At 46.8% G+C, this 16,476-nt stretch carries 13 protein-coding genes and 3 tRNA genes; 10 read left to right on the top strand and 6 right to left on the bottom strand.

Annotated elements, in window-relative coordinates:
* Positions 1 to 3 precede the first annotated feature (3 nt).
* The gene (gene argA, locus XPG1_RS01195) at positions 4 to 1,353 is read right to left on the bottom strand and encodes an amino-acid N-acetyltransferase (RefSeq protein ID WP_045957462.1); all 1,350 of its coding nucleotides are present in this window, start codon (positions 1,351 to 1,353) and stop codon (positions 4 to 6) included.
* A gap of 239 nt (positions 1,354 to 1,592) precedes the next feature.
* On the opposite strand from argA, the gene amiC reads away from it, so the two are divergent.
* The gene (amiC, locus tag XPG1_RS01205; RefSeq protein WP_045957464.1) at positions 1,593 to 2,840 is read left to right on the top strand and encodes an N-acetylmuramoyl-L-alanine amidase AmiC; all 1,248 of its coding nucleotides are present in this window, start codon (positions 1,593 to 1,595) and stop codon (positions 2,838 to 2,840) included.
* A gap of 191 nt (positions 2,841 to 3,031) precedes the next feature.
* Here amiC and XPG1_RS01210 read toward each other — a convergent pair.
* From XPG1_RS01210 to XPG1_RS01220, 3 genes are all read right to left on the bottom strand, one after another.
* Positions 3,032 to 3,108 (bottom strand) — tRNA-Met (locus XPG1_RS01210).
* 69 nt (positions 3,109 to 3,177) lie between these two features.
* Positions 3,178 to 3,254: transfer RNA gene (locus XPG1_RS01215), tRNA-Met, on the bottom strand.
* A gap of 108 nt (positions 3,255 to 3,362) precedes the next feature.
* A tRNA-Met gene (locus XPG1_RS01220) sits at positions 3,363 to 3,439 on the bottom strand.
* Between the two features lie 274 nt (positions 3,440 to 3,713).
* Here XPG1_RS01220 and mltA point away from each other — a divergent pair.
* Both mltA and tcdA read left to right on the top strand, forming a co-directional pair.
* Complete coding sequence (mltA, locus tag XPG1_RS01225; RefSeq protein ID WP_045957465.1) at positions 3,714 to 4,811, top strand: murein transglycosylase A; 1,098 nt, start codon at positions 3,714 to 3,716, stop codon at positions 4,809 to 4,811.
* 74 nt (positions 4,812 to 4,885) lie between these two features.
* Positions 4,886 to 5,698, top strand: coding sequence for a tRNA cyclic N6-threonylcarbamoyladenosine(37) synthase TcdA (tcdA, locus tag XPG1_RS01230; RefSeq protein ID WP_045957466.1), 813 nt, complete (start codon positions 4,886 to 4,888; stop codon positions 5,696 to 5,698).
* A 6-nt stretch (positions 5,699 to 5,704) separates the two neighbouring features.
* Here tcdA and csdE read toward each other — a convergent pair whose 3' ends face one another.
* Positions 5,705 to 6,163 carry a cysteine desulfurase sulfur acceptor subunit CsdE gene (csdE, locus tag XPG1_RS01235; protein ID WP_045957467.1) on the bottom strand — a complete coding sequence of 153 codons (459 nt, stop codon included), beginning with the start codon at positions 6,161 to 6,163 and terminating at the stop codon, positions 5,705 to 5,707.
* 115 nt (positions 6,164 to 6,278) lie between these two features.
* Positions 6,279 to 7,484, bottom strand: a complete 1,206-nt coding sequence (gene csdA, locus XPG1_RS01240) for a cysteine desulfurase CsdA (RefSeq protein WP_045960295.1) — start codon at positions 7,482 to 7,484, stop codon at positions 6,279 to 6,281.
* 407 nt (positions 7,485 to 7,891) lie between these two features.
* On the opposite strand from csdA, the gene XPG1_RS01245 reads away from it, so the two are divergent.
* The 7 genes from XPG1_RS01245 to fbaA all read left to right on the top strand — a co-directional run bounded on the left by XPG1_RS01245 (position 7,892) and on the right by fbaA (position 16,421).
* On the top strand, positions 7,892 to 8,821 hold the full coding sequence (locus tag XPG1_RS01245; protein WP_045957468.1) for a transcriptional regulator GcvA: 930 nt from the start codon (positions 7,892 to 7,894) through the stop codon (positions 8,819 to 8,821).
* Positions 8,822 to 8,858: 37 nt separating this feature from the next.
* Positions 8,859 to 9,254 carry a DUF423 domain-containing protein gene (locus XPG1_RS01250; RefSeq protein WP_045957469.1) on the top strand — a complete coding sequence of 132 codons (396 nt, stop codon included), beginning with the start codon at positions 8,859 to 8,861 and terminating at the stop codon, positions 9,252 to 9,254.
* The gene (gene rlmM, locus XPG1_RS01255; RefSeq protein WP_045957470.1) at positions 9,247 to 10,344 is read left to right on the top strand and encodes a 23S rRNA (cytidine(2498)-2'-O)-methyltransferase RlmM; all 1,098 of its coding nucleotides are present in this window, start codon (positions 9,247 to 9,249) and stop codon (positions 10,342 to 10,344) included. The genes XPG1_RS01250 and rlmM overlap by 8 nt, the downstream gene beginning before the upstream one ends.
* Positions 10,345 to 10,740: 396 nt before the next feature.
* Positions 10,741 to 12,735, top strand: a complete 1,995-nt coding sequence (gene tkt / locus XPG1_RS01260; RefSeq protein WP_045957471.1) for a transketolase — start codon at positions 10,741 to 10,743, stop codon at positions 12,733 to 12,735.
* Positions 12,736 to 13,025: 290 nt separating this feature from the next.
* A complete protein-coding gene (epd, locus tag XPG1_RS01265; protein WP_045957472.1) occupies positions 13,026 to 14,045 on the top strand; it encodes an erythrose-4-phosphate dehydrogenase in 1,020 nt (339 codons plus the stop codon).
* Positions 14,046 to 14,120: 75 nt separating this feature from the next.
* Positions 14,121 to 15,287 (top strand): phosphoglycerate kinase, encoded by a 1,167-nt coding sequence (gene pgk, locus XPG1_RS01270; protein ID WP_045957473.1) that lies wholly within the window; start codon positions 14,121 to 14,123, stop codon positions 15,285 to 15,287.
* 57 nt (positions 15,288 to 15,344) lie between these two features.
* Entirely contained in the window at positions 15,345 to 16,421 is a 1,077-nt protein-coding gene (fbaA, locus tag XPG1_RS01275; RefSeq protein WP_045957474.1) for a class II fructose-bisphosphate aldolase, read from the top strand.
* Positions 16,422 to 16,476 lie beyond the last annotated feature (55 nt).

Here is a 16,476-nt window from a genome sequence, read left to right on the forward strand (position 1 = left end):
AGATTAATGCTGATAAGGTTTACAATCCTGTAAATTCAGCACCAAAATTTTGGAACGGCGCTGGTAGTTATACAGCGCCTGTTTTTCCACGGGCAATAGCTCAATGCCTGCTGGCTCAAAACCTTTCTCCTGAAACCAGTGAATACTGCGAGTTGTGAGCACGAACAGTTTTTCCAACCCTGCCTGTTTAGCGTGGTGGATAATGGCATTTAACAATATTTCCCCTCTGGCAGAGTTCCGGTAATCCGGGTGCACTGCAACGCAGGCCATTTCCCCGATTTTTTCATCAGGATAAGCGTACAGGGCAGCACAGGCGATAGTGACATTATCGAGTTCTATCAAGGTGAAATTATCAATTTCCATTTCCAGTTGTTCCCGTGAACGGCGTACCAGGATACCCTGTTGCTCCAATGGGCGAATAAGTTCAAGAATGCCACCAATATCATTGATATTGGCTCGGCGTATCTGTTCGGAACTCGCCATCACGATCTGAGTACCAATTCCTTCGCGGGAGAATAACTCCTGAATTAACGAGCCATTTTCTTGATAACTGATTAAATGGCTGCGGTTGACACCACGGCGACAGGCTTTAACTGCCCCTTTTAAGAAACGTGCAGTGTCTGAGTAGCGCTCAGCTGAGTTTTCCAATTTGCACAGATGAGCCTCTCCTTCATCGGGCAGTAACTCTGAGAGAGTATTTCCTTTTTCGTCAAGCACCCCCTGAGAGGCGCAAAATCCAATTAATTTTTCTGCTTTTAATTTAATCGCCAATTGTGCGGCAATTTTTTCGGAAGTCAGATTGAAACTTTCTCCGGTGACAGACACCGCAACCGGCCCAATCAGCACGATCGTGCCATTATTTAATTGTTGGTTGATCGCTTTCTCGTCAATTCGGCGAATTCGGCCACTGTGGCAATAATCGATGCCATCATCGACCCCTAAAGGTTGGGCGATAATAAAATTGCCACTGACAACATTAATATTGGCACCTTGTAATGGTGTATTACTTAAGCTCATGGAAAGACGCGCTGTGATATCTAATTGTAATAATCCCGCGGCTTGTTTAACCAAATCCAAGGCTTTGCTATCTGTTACTCGGGTGTGCTTGTGATAAACCGATTGGTAGTTGTGCTCCGCAATATTCTGTTCGATTTGTGGGCGAGCACCATAGACGACGATTAAGCGAATCCCCAAATTATGCAGCAGACCAATGTCATTGATGATATTAGGAAAATTGTCATGCGCAATGGCTTCACCGCCTAACATAATGACAAACGTTTTGCCTCTGTGTGTATTGATATACGGAACTGAATGACGAAAAACCTCAATCAATTCAGTATTTCTTTCTTTCATGGCGCCCTCTCTGAGTGAATTTTTATTCGTATTTTATGTATTTTTATTCTTTTGTGACGGAATGGCAAGGGGGAATACGGATAAAAATAACGCTATTATTGATATTGGCATACATGGATTAGGGGGATTAAAAATGTATTTTTTGATGACAGGCGTTCACGAATTAATTAGAGTGCCGGCTTAACGATTATCTCTGGTAAAAAATTATTAAGTTTGGTTGTTTTTAAATGGAATAAACGATGAGTCATTCAGACCATAATATTTCACGTCGTCGCCTGTTAAAAGGTGTAGCGGCTGTATGGCTATTAAGCATCAGTCCAGTGGGCTATGCAGCGACTTCGAACGTTATTGCTGTTCGTATTTGGCCTGCGTCCAGTTACACCAGAGTGACGTTGGAATCGAATATTCCCCTTAAATATCGCCAGTTTTCACTTTCAAATCCGAATCGGATTGTGATTGATTTGCAGGGTATCCAGCTTAATCGTGTGTTGAGCGGGATGGGGGCACAGGTTCAGCCACGCGATCCTTACTTGAAATTAGTGAGGGCAGGGCAATTTAACCCAAAGACAGTGCGTTTGGTTTTTGAAATCAAGCAAGCTGTTGCGCCGCATATTTTTACATTACCCCCCATTGCAAAGTTTAAACACCGTTTAGTCCTCGATCTGTATCCTAAAAAAGCGGCTAATGTGGATGATGACCCTTTACTGGCTTTGCTGGAAGAGTACAACAACGGAAGTCTGGCGCAGGATTTACCCGTCAGGCATCGTAAACCCGGCAAAGCAGGGCAAGACCGGCCGATTGTGATTATGCTTGATCCCGGTCATGGTGGTGAAGATACTGGCGCGATCGGAAAATATAAGACGCGTGAAAAAGATATTGTGTTGCAAATTGCCCGCCGCTTACAGGCACTTATCAAGCGTGAGCCGGGTATGAAAGTTTACATGACACGTAATGAAGATGTCTTTATTCCGTTGAAGGTGAGAGTGGCGAAAGCCCGTAAGATGCAGGCTGATCTCTTTGTGTCTATTCATGCCGATGCGTTTACAAATCGCTCTGCTCGGGGATCATCGGTGTTTGCGCTGTCAACTAAGGGCGCGACCAGCAACACCGCCCGCTTTCTTGCTCAAACGCAGAATGAGGCTGACCTGATTGGTGGCGTTAGCAAAAGTGGTGATAAATATTTGGATCATACCATGTTGGATTTGATTCAAACCGCAACGATCAATGATAGCTTGAAATTTGGTCATGAAGTGCTTAAACGGATGGGAAAAATCAATAAGCTGCATAAAAATGGTGTTGATCAGGCGGGTTTCGCCGTATTGAAAGCCCCAGATATTCCGTCCATTTTGGTCGAAACCGCATTTATTAGTAATTTGGAAGAAGAGCGCAAACTTAAGACGGCAAAATTTCAACAAAAAGTAGCGGAATCTATTTTTGCGGGTATTAAGGCGTATTTTAAAAATGGCGCTGAATTGGCACGGCGGTGAAATACCCGCCTGAGATTCATTGCTCACCATGCAGGTAATTTTTGCCCCATTATCTGGATAATGCTAGGTTTTGATGCGGATTTTTTTAGCAGAATTTAACGCATATTTAAATGCTGATTTTAACATGGGAGAAAACAGTAGAAGAAATAGAACAGGGATAAATATGAAGATAGAAGATAACTTACTGAAAGTGGTTGCGGGGGCCGGATTTGAACCGACGACCTTCGGGTTATGAGCCCGACGAGCTACCAGGCTGCTCCACCCCGCGTCCGTCTATTTGCAGATTTTGATGATTAACCCAAAGTGCAAATATTGAATAATGGCATCATGTCAATGTTGGTTGCGGGGGCCGGATTTGAACCGACGACCTTCGGGTTATGAGCCCGACGAGCTACCAGGCTGCTCCACCCCGCGTCCGTCTATCTGCATATCTCGATAATCAACCGAGGATGCAAATATTGAATGATGTCATTCTTTACTGCCAGATTTTCTGGATATTACCAACGATAACATCGTTGTTATTGGTTGCGGGGGCCGGATTTGAACCGACGACCTTCGGGTTATGAGCCCGACGAGCTACCAGGCTGCTCCACCCCGCGTCCGATGAGGGCACACTATACTTGGGAACGAAGTAGTTGCAAGCTTTTTTATTAATATTGGTGAAATCTTTTTGTTTTTTGAACCAAAAACAACCTTATTGACTTTTTTTTGTTCGGTTTATTGGGGGGTAACGGCTGATTATCTTAATCACTGTTGCTATCACGACGTGGATAACGATATGGATAACAACATGGATCACGACATTTCATTATGTATTGGTGTTTGGTATTGTTCGCAGTTGGTGTAAGTGACGACTGGAGAGAAGGCATTAGTATGAAAGTTCGGGGCAAATATCTTTTATTTGGCATTATCATTTCCTTGTTATCAGGATGTCATTCTCGACCGACTGATCAGGCTCAACAATATAAGGATGGGCACATTACCCATGACTTCCAGTTGGTTAATACACCTAATGCCGAAGGTTCTCCGGTGAATGCCAGCGATTTTGTGACTCAGGTTAACTATATCAGTGAAACGTCTCCCCGACTTTATGCCAATAACCGCGAAATTTTTGAGGCGGTCAAGCGCTGGATGCGGTCAGGTGGCGATACCCGCGATTTGAATGAGTTTGGTTTGCTGGCTTATCAGATGGAAGGCAGTGATAACTACGGCAACGTAAAATTTACGGGGTATTACACGCCCGTACTGAATGCGCGATACACTAAACAGGGAGAATTTAAATATCCCCTTTACCGTATGCCAACCAGTTCGGGTTTCCGCTTGCCAACTCGCGCTGCGATATATCGCGGTGCCCTGAACAAGAAATTTATTATCGGATACAGCAATTCCCTGATAGATAATTTTATGATGGAAGTGCAAGGCAGTGGTTATGTCAATTTTGGGGATGGGCGTCCATTGACCTTTTTTGGTTATGGGGGAAAAAATGGTCATGCTTATCGCAGTATTGGCAAGGTGTTGATTGATCGTGATGAAGTGCCAAAGGACAAAATGTCCATGAGGGCGATTCGTCAGTGGGCGGAACAACATAGTGAAGCCGAAGTGAAAGCATTACTGGAACAAAACCCTTCATTTGTTTTTTTTAAACCCGAACCCTTTACCCTGGTGAGAGGCGCAAGCGCCGTCCCCCTTGTGGCAAAAGCTTCGGTCGCGTCCGATAAATCCTTAATTCCGCCCGGAACAGCGCTGCTGGCGGAAGTCCCTGTACTGGATGAGATGGGCAAATTTACCGGTCAGTATCAGATGCGTCTGATGGTGGCGCTGGACGTTGGCGGCGCCATAAAAGGAAATCATTTCGATATTTATCATGGTGTTGGGAAAGAACCCGGTGAAATGGCCGGTTTTTATAATCACTATGGCCGTGTTTGGGTATTGAAAAAAGCCTCAGCTGGTTTTTTGGCGGCAAACCAGTAAGATCCCTCTCATTCAAACAACCAATCGATAACCTATCTCAAGTGAGGTAGGTTTTATGTAGGATGTATTTAGTAATGCAAGTTTCTCTCTCTGATGCTTATCTTCAACGTTTTGCGGGGACGGCCCGGTTATATGGCCAGAAAGCACTGTCATTATTTGCCCGTTCACATGTTTGTGTTATCGGCATTGGTGGGGTGGGGTCATGGGCGGCAGAAGCCCTGGCGCGAACAGGTATTGGCGCGATTACCTTGATTGATATGGATGATGTTTGTATCACCAATACCAATCGTCAACTGCACACTCTGGTACAAAATGTGGGTTTGCCAAAAACCGAGGTCATTGCTGAGCGGATACGGGCAATCAATCCTGAGTGTCAGGTGACTTGCATTGATGATTTTGTCACGCCGGATAATGTTGCTGAGTTGGTGTCCGCAGAATTCAGCTATGTGATTGATGCCATTGACAGCATACGGCCAAAAGCGGCGTTATTGGCGTATTGTCGTCGTTATAAGATCCCGGTAGTCACCACTGGCGGAGCGGGCGGGCAACTTGATCCTACTCAGATCCAGGTGGTGGACTTAGCGAAAACGGTACAAGACCCATTAGCGGCGAAGCTGAAAGAACGCTTGAAATCGGATTATCGTGTGGTGAAAAACGGCAAGGGTAAGTTGGGCATTGACTGTGTTTTTTCAACAGAACAGTTGGTTTATCCTCAATCCGACGGTAGCGTTTGTGCGGCCAAACGCACTGCGGAAGGGACAAAACGAATGGATTGCGCATCCGGTTTTGGTGCCGCAACGATGGTGACGGCGACCTTTGGTTTTGTTGCGGTATCCCATGCCTTGAAAAAGATGGTGGCAAAAGCGGAGCGGGAAAATACGCTTTAATTGAACCTACCGACTGTAAGTACTGGCAATGTCCTGAATGGTGCTGATCAGGGATTTCACCCCATTGAGCCTTGAGCTACTGAGTTGTTGCTCAAGGCCAAGTTGTCGGAATAAGTCAGCGAAAGGTGTTTGTGAAATTTGTTCAGATGTTTTACCTTCCGCAGTGGTCAGCAGAATGGCTAATAAGCCTTTGACAATACGGCCTTCGCTATCACCATAAAAATGTAACCGTCCGTCCGGCAAGCATTGATGCCCCAGCCAGACCCGGTTTTCACAGCCGGACATTTCGATATTTTGTTGTTTCAATTCATCCGATAAAGAGGGTAGCTTTCTGGCAAGCCCGATAAGCTGCCGATAGCGATCTTCCCACAATGCGCATTGCCGGAAGTTTTCCAGCAGTTGTTGTTCGGTGATTTCGGTTCCGAATGGATGCGGAGCGAGAAGCGTATTTGAAAGTTGTGTCATGGGTTATTTGTCTTGCCGTGAATGTATCGCTGGTTTGCCCGGAATAAGAACCCAGCATCATAACAATTATACTGTTAAACGAAAGCGATTTGCGGTGAGAAATCACAAGGCAACCTCACTCATTCAGCAGTGATAGCGCAAACTTCACCGCACTGATTAGCTTATCTGCATCTTGCTGGTTGTTATAAGGCAAAAACGAAGCGCGCAGGCAGCCGCTGATCCCAAGCGCATCCAGTAACGGCTGAGCACAATGTTGCCCGGAACGCAGGGAAATATTTTGCTCGGCCACCAGTGTCGCCAGGTCGCTGTGGTGTATTCCGGCGATATTGAAAGCCAATAAACTGGAGCCTGCCACACGATAACTGATAAAACCCGGCAACGTGCTGAGTTGTTGTTCTGTATAATCCGTCAGGGTTACCGCATGGGATTCAGCAAGATGAATATCAATGGTTTTCAGCCATTCCAATGTGGCGGCAAAGCTGATCACCCCCGCCACATTCGGGGTACCCGCTTCAAAACGATAAGGTACGGCTTCCGGTGTAAAGCCATCAAATGACACTTGAGTCAGCATTTTCCCACCCCCGTGCCACGGAGCCATCGTATTCAGGTGTTCAGTTTTGCCATACAACACACCGACCCCATTTGGGCCATACAGTTTATGGGCCGAGAAGGCATAAAAATCGATATCCCATTGTTGCACATTGACAGGGGTATGAACGATGCCCTGAGCACCATCGACCAGAACGTGACAATCATACTGGTGGACGAGTTTGGTGATCTGAGATAAATCGACGGCTGCCCCCGTCACGTTTGACATTTGGCTAATGGCAACCAGGCGGCTATTTTCATTTAAGCGGTTTGCCAGGGTTTCGATTTCTGGTTGGCGTCGATCACCTAGCGGCCATTTCACGATTTTAGCCCCCGTTTGTTCCGCCAGCATCAGCCACGGTAGCAGGTTAGCATGGTGTTCCTGTTCGCTAACGATGATTTCATCACCCGCTTTCAGGCGGGGACGGAAGTAACTTTGGGCCACCAGATTAATGGCCTCAGTCGTGCCTTTCGTCCAAATAATATTCTCAGCGAATGGCGCGTTGATCAGCTCCGCCACTTGTGAGCGGGCGTGTTCATAACGGGCCGTCATGGCGTGTGCCGTGGCATGTTGGCTGCGATGTACTGTTGCACTGTGGTTTTGGTAATAGTGCTGGGTTGCTTCAATCATACAGGCTGGTTTTAATGCTGTGGCAGCACTGTCCAAAAAGGTTGTGGATTGTTGCAGGGCAGGAAAGTACCGGCGGAATTTTTCTGAGTCAAAGGCTTTCATAAACGGCGCTAATTTAATCGTTGTGTGACAAAGAATAAGCTTTTCTTTCATCCAGGGAAGGGGAATTTTACAGAAGAACGTCGAGAAAAAAAGCACCGCAACGGCGGTGCATTAAAAAAATCACTATGGACAGACAGGGTAAATGTACAGGAAGTGAAAAAAAACAGTAGCTTACGCTACAAAGTCTGGTTTCCCAGACAACTTGCAAACACAACATCACAACCACAAAGCCAAAAGTGCCAATGTATCGCTACAAAGAGACTTTTCGTTCCGGCTTAGGAAGTGCGCACACTATAGGGATTTGCTGGTATATCATCAATGGACAAATTATAATGCTTCGGATTATAAAAACTAATACCTGAATGAAAAGAGTTACCGGTATCGTCACTAACAGATAAGAAGCGAACATGTCTAAACGTTTACCACCACTCAATGCGTTACGCGTTTTTGATGCTGCGGCTCGTCATTTAAGTTTTACTAAGGCGGCAGAAGAATTATTTGTGACACAGGCCGCGGTTAGCCATCAAATGAAAAGCCTGGAAGATTTTTTGGGATTAAAGCTTTTTCGGCGGCGCAATCGTTCGTTATTGTTGACGGAAGAGGGGCAGAGCTACTATCTCGATATTAAGGAGATTTTTACGGCTATCAATGATGCGACCCGTAAGCTCCAGACCCGCAGTGCAAAGGGGGCGTTAACCGTCAGTTTATCCCCCAGTTTTGCGATCCAGTGGTTAGTTCCCCGGCTTTCTGGTTTTAATCAGAGTTTTCCCGGGATCGATGTCCGAATTCAGGCCATCGATCGGGAAGAAGATAAACTGACTGACGATGTTGATGTGGCCATTTTTTATGGCAGGGGAAATTGGCCGGGATTACGAACGGATCGTCTTTACCCGGAATATCTGCTACCTGTTTGTTCTCCCGCGCTGTTGACAGGGGAGCATCCACTCAAAACACCGGCCGATCTCGCCAGTCATACTTTATTACACGATTCATCCCGACGGGATTGGCAAGCCTATATCCGCCAGCTTGATATGCAGCCGCAGATCAATGTGCAGCAAGGGCCGATATTCAGCCACAGTGCGATGGTGATTCAGGCGGCTGTGCATGGTCAAGGCATTGCTCTGGCGAATAATGTCATGGCACAAAATGAAATTGATGCAGGACGTCTTGTCTGTCCATTCAATGATGTTTTGGTCAGTAAGAATGCATTTTATTTGGTTTGCCACGATAATCAGGCAGAATTGGGCAAGATCGCGGCCTTTAGAAAATGGATACTGACGCAAGCTGCGATTGAGCAAGAAAGGTTAGGGTTTATCACGCAACATTCTTCATCGTGATATTCCATCGTTGGCAGACAGAAACTGGAGTGGTGTGATGAATAGTAAAGTCATGCTTATTTTTGTTGGGATCAGTGGTTTTTTCTACGTGGCATTCGGTGCGATGGGCACACATTGGTTAGCGCCAGTCCTGACACCACGTCAGATGGAATGGATTCATACTGGCTTGCAATATCAGGGATTGCATACACTCGCGATGATGGCACTGGCCGCGTTATGGATACGCCAGCCTGTTGCATTGTTTGGTTGGAGTGGAATTTTTTTCGCTGTGGGAATGGTGCTGTTTAGTGGCAGCCTTTATTGTCTGGCCTTTTCCCCGTTAAAGTTTTGGGCTTATTTGACACCAATCGGTGGGTTCAGTTTTCTCATGGGTTGGTTATGCGTATTAATTGGCGCTCTGCGTCTAAGGAAATCGGCGTCTAGCCATGAATAAAGTTGCTTTATATTGCCGCCCTGGTTTTGAAAAAGAGTGTGCGGCAGAAATTACCGATAAAGCGGGTAAGAAAGAGATCTACGGTTTTGCTCGTGTAAAAGATAACAGCGGATATGTGCTGTTTGAGTGTTATCAGCCGGATGATGCGGATCGCCTGATCCGTGAAGTGCCGTTCAATGAATTAATTTTTGCCCGTCAAATGTTGGTTGTTGGCGAGTTGTTGAAAGATTTACCGCCGGAAGATCGCGTTACACCGGTGATTGGTATGTTGACCGGTGTTATTGAAAGGGCGGGTGAACTGCGCGTAGAAGTGCCAGATACCAATGAAAGCAAAGAGCTGATGAAATTTTGTCGTAAGTTTACGGTTCCGCTGCGTAATGCGATGCGTCAGGAGAAACTTCTGCTGGCGAAGGAAAATAGCAATCGTCCCGTGATCCATGTCTTTTTTATCGCGCCGGGTTGTTGCTATGTCGGTTATTCTTACAGCAACAATAACGCTCGTTTTTATATGGGGATTCCTCGTCTCAAATTTCCTTCAGATGCACCAAGCCGTTCAACGCTGAAACTGGAAGAAGCCTTCCATGTCTTTATTCCTTATGACGAGTGGGAAGAGCGTTTGGGTAGCGGCCTGCATGCCGTGGATCTCGGTGCTTGTCCGGGGGGATGGACTTACCAGCTCGTGAAACGCAGTATGCTGGTTCATGCGGTAGACAATGGTCCGATGGCTGAGAGTTTAATGGAAACGGGTCAGGTGAAGCACCATCGTGTGGATGGCTTTAAATTTGAACCCTCAGTGAAAAATATTTATTGGCTGGTTTGTGACATGGTTGAGAAACCGGCGAAGGTGGCACAACTGATGACCGATTGGCTGGTTAAAAGCTGGTGTCGTGAGGCGATTTTCAATCTTAAATTGCCAATGAAAAAGCGTTATGAGGAAGTGGCGCATATTTTGCAAAAAATAGAGCAGCAGTTGAACGAAAACGGGGTGAATGCGCAGATTCAGGCGAAACATCTGTATCACGATCGGGAAGAGATCACCGTGCATGTTCGTCGTATCTGGTCTGTGTATGCCGCGGAGCGGGATTATTGATCGGTGCGTTTTTGAGGTTTACTGGTATTGCGTGAATGCAAGACGGATTCTTACTCTCTCAACCGATGTTTTATTCAATGTTTCATTCTCCCTTAAAGAGGGGCTTTAAACCAAAAGCCCTGTCTCCGCAATAGAATAGTAAGAGGAATGAATTTTGAGGATGAAAATGATGACATTTACTGTTCTATGAAGCGGTAAATGATTCGCGTTAGAGAACATTCACTGTTTCGCACCGTCTTGAAAAGACGCCAAAACAACGGGGTAAATCAAAGAATTGTGCCCCGGGGAAAATTAAGATAGTTTTCCTTATCAGGCATTAATGATTGCGGTTTGTATGCTGCGCTGCGAAAATTAGATCTTAGTTCACTAACGCTTTTATCCGACTTGGAGTAAAGAATGACCACTCGTAAAACCCTTGCTAATGCTATCCGTTTCTTGAGCATGGATGCTGTGCAGAAAGCAAAATCAGGCCATCCTGGCGCCCCAATGGGAATGGCTGATATTGCCGAAGTGCTGTGGCGCGATTATCTGAACCATAGCCCAGCGAATCCTAACTGGGTTGATCGTGACCGTTTCGTGTTATCCAATGGCCACGGTTCTATGCTGATTTATAGCCTGCTGCACCTGACTGGTTATGATGTTTCTATTGATGATTTGAAAAATTTCCGTCAATTGCACTCTAAAACGCCAGGCCATCCAGAATATGGCTATACCCCCGGCGTAGAAACGACCACTGGCCCATTGGGGCAGGGTATTGCTAACGCAGTCGGTTTTGCGATTGCAGAACGGACACTGGCAGCGCAGTTCAACCGTCCAGGCCATGATATCGTCGATCACTACACTTATGTCTTCATGGGTGACGGCTGTATGATGGAAGGGATCTCCCATGAAGTTTGCTCTTTGGCTGGAACACTGAAACTGGGCAAATTGATTGCATTCTATGATGACAACGGCATCTCTATCGACGGTGAAGTCGAAGGCTGGTTCACCGATGATACCGCTGCCCGCTTTGAAGCTTACGGCTGGCATGTCATTCGTGGTATTGATGGTCATGACGCTGATGCAATTGCGGCAGCCATCGACGCAGCACGTCAAGAGACAGGTAAACCATCGCTGTTGATGTGCAAAACCGTCATCGGTTTTGGTTCGCCAAACAAAGCAGGTAAAGAAGAATGTCACGGTGCCCCCTTGGGTGATGCTGAAATTGAAGCAACGCGCAAGGCATTGGGTTGGGAACATCCTGCGTTTGAAATCCCTCAGCATATTTATGCTGACTGGAACGCTCAGGCCGCAGGCAAAACCAAAGAAACGGCCTGGGAAGCGATGTTTGCGGAATATGCGCAAGCCTATCCAGAACTGGCTGCTGAATTCACCCGCCGTACTCGCGGTGAACTGCCAGCGAACTGGGAGGCTGAATCCAAAGCATTCATTGAAAACCTGCAACAAAATCCGGCTTCCATTGCCAGCCGTAAGGCATCACAAAACGCGCTGGAAGCATTCGGTCAAGTTCTGCCAGAATTCATGGGCGGCTCTGCTGACCTGGCACCGAGTAACCTGACGATGTGGTCTGGTTCGAAACCATTGAACGAAACTCAGGATGGCAACTACATTCACTATGGTGTACGTGAATTCGGTATGTCTGCCATCATGAACGGTATTGCACTGCATGGCGGTTTTGTCCCTTATGGCGCAACGTTCCTGATGTTCGTGGAATATGCACGTAATGCTGTCCGTATGGCGGCATTGATGAAAATACGTAGCATCTTCGTTTATACCCATGATTCCATCGGTTTGGGTGAAGACGGCCCGACTCACCAGCCAGTAGAGCAAATTGCCAGCCTGCGTGTAACACCCAACATGAGCACATGGCGCCCATGTGACCAGGTTGAATCTGCGGTGGCATGGAAATATGCCATTGAACGTAAAGATGGCCCAACGTCACTGATTTTCTCCCGTCAAAATCTGGCCCAGCAGGAACGTACCGCTGAGCAGTTGGCGAATATCGAGAAAGGGGCTTACATCCTGAAAGATTGTGCAGCCCAGCCTGAACTGATTTTGATTGCAACGGGTTCAGAAGTGGAACTGGCCGTGAAAGCCGCGGATCAACTGAGTGCTGAAGGTCGTCAGGTTCGCGTGGTGTCTATGCCATCGACTGATGCCTTTGATAAGCAGGATGCTGACTATCGTGAATCGGTACTGCCTGCGGCAGTTTCTGCGCGGGTTGCTATTGAAGCGGGTATTTCTGATTACTGGTTCAAGTACGTTGGTATCAATGGTGCTATCGTCGGTATGAATACATTCGGTGAATCTGCCCCTGCTGATGCACTGTTCAACGAGTTCGGTTTTACGGTTGAAAATGTGGTCGCCAAAGCGTCAGATTTGCTGAAATAATCAACAAACACCCTGCATAAAGCGCATTCGCATCAATGTTAGAGCGAATGCGCTCTTTTTTTGTCCAAATATTCTTCTGTGATGTGGTTAATGGTGCTTGCCATTGCGCTTTTTTTCTCGTAGGCTGCTTTTATATTGTCGCTGAACCGTTTCAGTCTGTTATATAAACCCAATACATAAGATGGGTCTGTCACATATTTGGCCAATTTTGTGATGAACTATCCGTACAAGCAGGCATTGCTCAGTTATCCTAAGCGGTTGCATGAACAAAGAAAAATTCAGGAAGTAATATGACTATCAAGGTAGCGATTAACGGTTTCGGGAGAATAGGGCGCAGTGTCCTGCGCGCCCTTTACGAATCCGGGCGTCGGGCTGAGATTTCCGTGATCGCAATTAATGAGCTGGCAGATGCAGAAGGCATTGCTCACTTATTGAAATACGATTCCAGTCATGGACGTTTTGCATGGGATGTACGCTTGCAGGGGAATTTATTGCAGGTAGGCGACGATATGATTCGACTGTTTCATCAACCTGAGATCACAGCGTTGCCCTGGAAAGCGTTAGACATTGATATTGTGCTTGATTGCACGGGTCAATATGGTGAACGGGCGGACGGAGAGCTGCATATCGCCAGCGGAGCCAAAAAAGTTCTGTTTTCACATCCGGGAGGCAATAATCTGGATGCAACGGTGGTCTATGGTGTCAATCACCATGCATTAGTGGCCGAAGATTGCATTGTGTCCAATGCGTCCTGTACAACAAATTGCATCATTCCGATTATCAAAGTATTGGATGACGCGTTCAATATTGAATCCGGTACGGTAACAACCATCCACGCCTCTATGAATGATCAACCGGTGATTGACGCTTATCACCGTGATTTACGTCGAACCAGAGCCGCCAGTCAATCGATCATTCCTGTTGATACAAAACTGGCTGCGGGGATCACGCGTGTTTTCCCTAAATTCAGTGATCGGTTTGAAGCCATTTCCGTGCGGGTGCCGACTATCAATGTGACCGCCATTGATTTGAGCGTCACCGTTTGCGAGGCGGTGAATGTTGAAGAGGTCAACCAGCGCCTGCAAAAATCAGCGGGTAGCGAGTTTCGTGGTATAGTGGATTACACGGATTTACCGCTCGTTTCAGCGGACTTTAACCACGATCCCCACAGTGCCATTGTGGATGGCACACAGACTCGGGTTAGCGGCAAACATCTGATAAAAACCCTGGTATGGTGTGACAATGAGTGGGGCTTTGCCAATCGTATGCTTGATACAACGTTGGCAATGGCGGCAACGGGTTTCAAATAATTATTTGTTGTGTCATACACGGCGCACAGCAGAAGATGAAGTAATTTTATAAAAGAATCAATGAGAGGATTCACCATGTCTGTAATTAAGATGACTGATTTAGATCTGGCGGGTAAACGTGTACTGATCCGTGCTGATCTGAATGTGCCTGTAAAAGATGGCAAAGTGACTTCTGATGCACGTATCCGAGCATCTTTGCCGACGATTGAGGCTGCGCTGAGTCAGGGAGCCAAGGTCATGGTTACTTCTCACCTGGGACGCCCAACAGAGGGAGAATACAACGAAGCGTTCTCACTGCAACCTGTCGTTGATTATCTGAAAGCCACACTTTCTTCTCCTGTTCGTCTGGAAAAAAACTATCTGGATGGTGTTGAAGTGGTGGAAGGCGAACTGGTTGTTCTGGAAAACGTTCGCTTCAACAAAGGTGAGAAAAAAGATGACGAAACGTTATCAAAGCAATATGCCGCACTGTGTGATGTATATGTGATGGATGCTTTCGGTACTGCACATCGTGCGCAAGCGTCAACACACGGCGTTGCGAAATTTGCCCCCATTGCTTGTGCTGGCCCGCTGCTGTCTGGTGAACTGGAGGCGTTGGGGAAAGCCCTGCACAACCCTGCGCGCCCAATGGTGGCGATTGTCGGCGGATCGAAAGTCTCAACCAAACTGACGGTGCTTGATTCACTGTCCAAAATTGCTGATCAACTGATCATCGGCGGTGGGATTGCTAACACCTTTGTTGCCGCTGAAGGGCACAATGTGGGGCGTTCACTGTACGAAGATGATTTGATTCCAGAGGCGAAAAAGCTGCTGGAAAGCTGTGATATTCCTGTTCCTACCGATGTTCGTGTCGCGACAGAGTTCTCTGAAACTGCGGAAGCTACGCTGAAGTCCACCCGCGACATTAAAGATGATGAACAGATCCTTGACTTAGGTGATGCATCTGCTGAACGTTTGGCTGAAATCCTGAAAAACGCCAAAACCATTCTGTGGAATGGCCCGGTCGGGGTTTTTGAATTCCCTAACTTCCGTAAAGGAACTGAAATTATTGCCCAGGCCATTGCTGAGAGCGATGCTTTCTCAATTGCAGGGGGAGGGGATACCTTGGCGGCAATTGATCTGTTCGACATTGCCGACAAGATCTCTTACATCTCTACCGGGGGGGGCGCTTTCCTTGAGTTCGTTGAAGGCAAAAAACTACCCGCCGTTGTGATGCTGGAAGAACGTGCTAAAAGTAACTAAGTTGTAATCACAGGCAGTATTAACTGCCTGTTCAATGTCAATACAGGACCACGTAACATGTCTAAAATTTTTGATTTCGTAAAACCGGGTGTCATCACTGGTGATGATGTTCAAAAAGTCTTTGCCGTTGCTAAAGAAAACAATTTCGCATTGCCAGCGGTTAACTGTGTTGGTACGGATTCCATCAACGCAGTGTTGGAAACGGCGGCAAAAGTACGTGCTCCGGTTATTATTCAGTTCTCTAACGGTGGTGCCTCTTTCGTTGCAGGTAAGGGACTGAAAGCAGAAGGTCAACAAACCGCAATCATCGGTGCAATTTCAGGTGCTCACCACGTTCACCAAATGGCAGAATATTATGGTGTGCCGGTTATCCTGCACACTGACCATTGTGCTCGTAAACTGTTACCCTGGATCGACGGTCTGCTGGATGCGGGTGAAAAACACTACGCACAAACGGGTAAGCCGCTGTTTTCCTCTCACATGATCGACTTGTCAGAAGAATCGCTGGAAGAAAATATCGAGATTTGCAGCCAATACCTGGCGCGTATGGCGAAAATCGACATGACACTGGAAATCGAACTGGGCTGTACTGGTGGTGAAGAAGATGGTGTTGATAACACTCATCTGGACAGCTCGTCCCTGTACACTCAGCCAGAAGACGTGGCTTACGCGTATCAGAAACTGAATGCGATCAGCCCGCGTTTCACTATCGCAGCTTCTTTCGGTAACGTTCATGGCGTGTATAAACCCGGCAACGTTAAACTGACACCAAAAATTCTGCGTAACTCACAGGATTATGTTTCTGAGAAATTCAACCTGCCACACAACAGCCTGGATTTCGTTTTCCACGGTGGTTCTGGTTCTACCGCAGAAGAAATTCAGGAAGCCGTCAGCTACGGCGTGGTGAAAATGAATATCGATACCGATACCCAGTGGGCAACCTGGGAAGGTATTCTGAACTACTACAAAAAGAACGAAGGCTACCTGCAAGGCCAGTTAGGTAACCCGGAAGGCGCGGACAAACCTAACAAGAAATTCTATGATCCTCGCGTTTGGCTGCGTGCTGGTCAGGCTTCCATGATTGTTCGTCTGGAACAAGCTTTTAAAGAACTGAATGCGGTTGATGTGCTGTAAAGAACCACGTCATTTCGTGTAATCACCCGGTGTTATAGGGTGTTATAAAAAATTC

The organism is Xenorhabdus poinarii G6, from assembly GCF_000968175.1.
GTDB lineage: Bacteria > Pseudomonadota > Gammaproteobacteria > Enterobacterales > Enterobacteriaceae > Xenorhabdus > Xenorhabdus poinarii.

Bases quoted from the DNA above. Each gene is read 5' to 3' on its own strand.
- tcdA (WP_045957466.1), top strand. From the start codon at position 4,886: ATGCAAGTTTCTCTCTCTGATGCTTATCTTCAACGTTTTGCGGGGACG.
- fbaA (WP_045957474.1), top strand. From the start codon at position 15,345: ATGTCTAAAATTTTTGATTTCGTAAAACCGGGTGTCATCACTGGTGAT.
- XPG1_RS01250 (WP_045957469.1), top strand. From the start codon at position 8,859: ATGAATAGTAAAGTCATGCTTATTTTTGTTGGGATCAGTGGTTTTTTC.
- csdA (WP_045960295.1), bottom strand. From the start codon at position 7,484: ATGAAAGCCTTTGACTCAGAAAAATTCCGCCGGTACTTTCCTGCCCTG.
- mltA (WP_045957465.1), top strand. From the start codon at position 3,714: ATGAAAGTTCGGGGCAAATATCTTTTATTTGGCATTATCATTTCCTTG.
- amiC (WP_045957464.1), top strand. From the start codon at position 1,593: ATGAGTCATTCAGACCATAATATTTCACGTCGTCGCCTGTTAAAAGGT.
- argA (WP_045957462.1), bottom strand. From the start codon at position 1,353: ATGAAAGAAAGAAATACTGAATTGATTGAGGTTTTTCGTCATTCAGTT.
- epd (WP_045957472.1), top strand. From the start codon at position 13,026: ATGACTATCAAGGTAGCGATTAACGGTTTCGGGAGAATAGGGCGCAGT.
- XPG1_RS01245 (WP_045957468.1), top strand. From the start codon at position 7,892: ATGTCTAAACGTTTACCACCACTCAATGCGTTACGCGTTTTTGATGCT.
- tkt (WP_045957471.1), top strand. From the start codon at position 10,741: ATGACCACTCGTAAAACCCTTGCTAATGCTATCCGTTTCTTGAGCATG.
- csdE (WP_045957467.1), bottom strand. From the start codon at position 6,163: ATGACACAACTTTCAAATACGCTTCTCGCTCCGCATCCATTCGGAACC.
- rlmM (WP_045957470.1), top strand. From the start codon at position 9,247: ATGAATAAAGTTGCTTTATATTGCCGCCCTGGTTTTGAAAAAGAGTGT.
- pgk (WP_045957473.1), top strand. From the start codon at position 14,121: ATGTCTGTAATTAAGATGACTGATTTAGATCTGGCGGGTAAACGTGTA.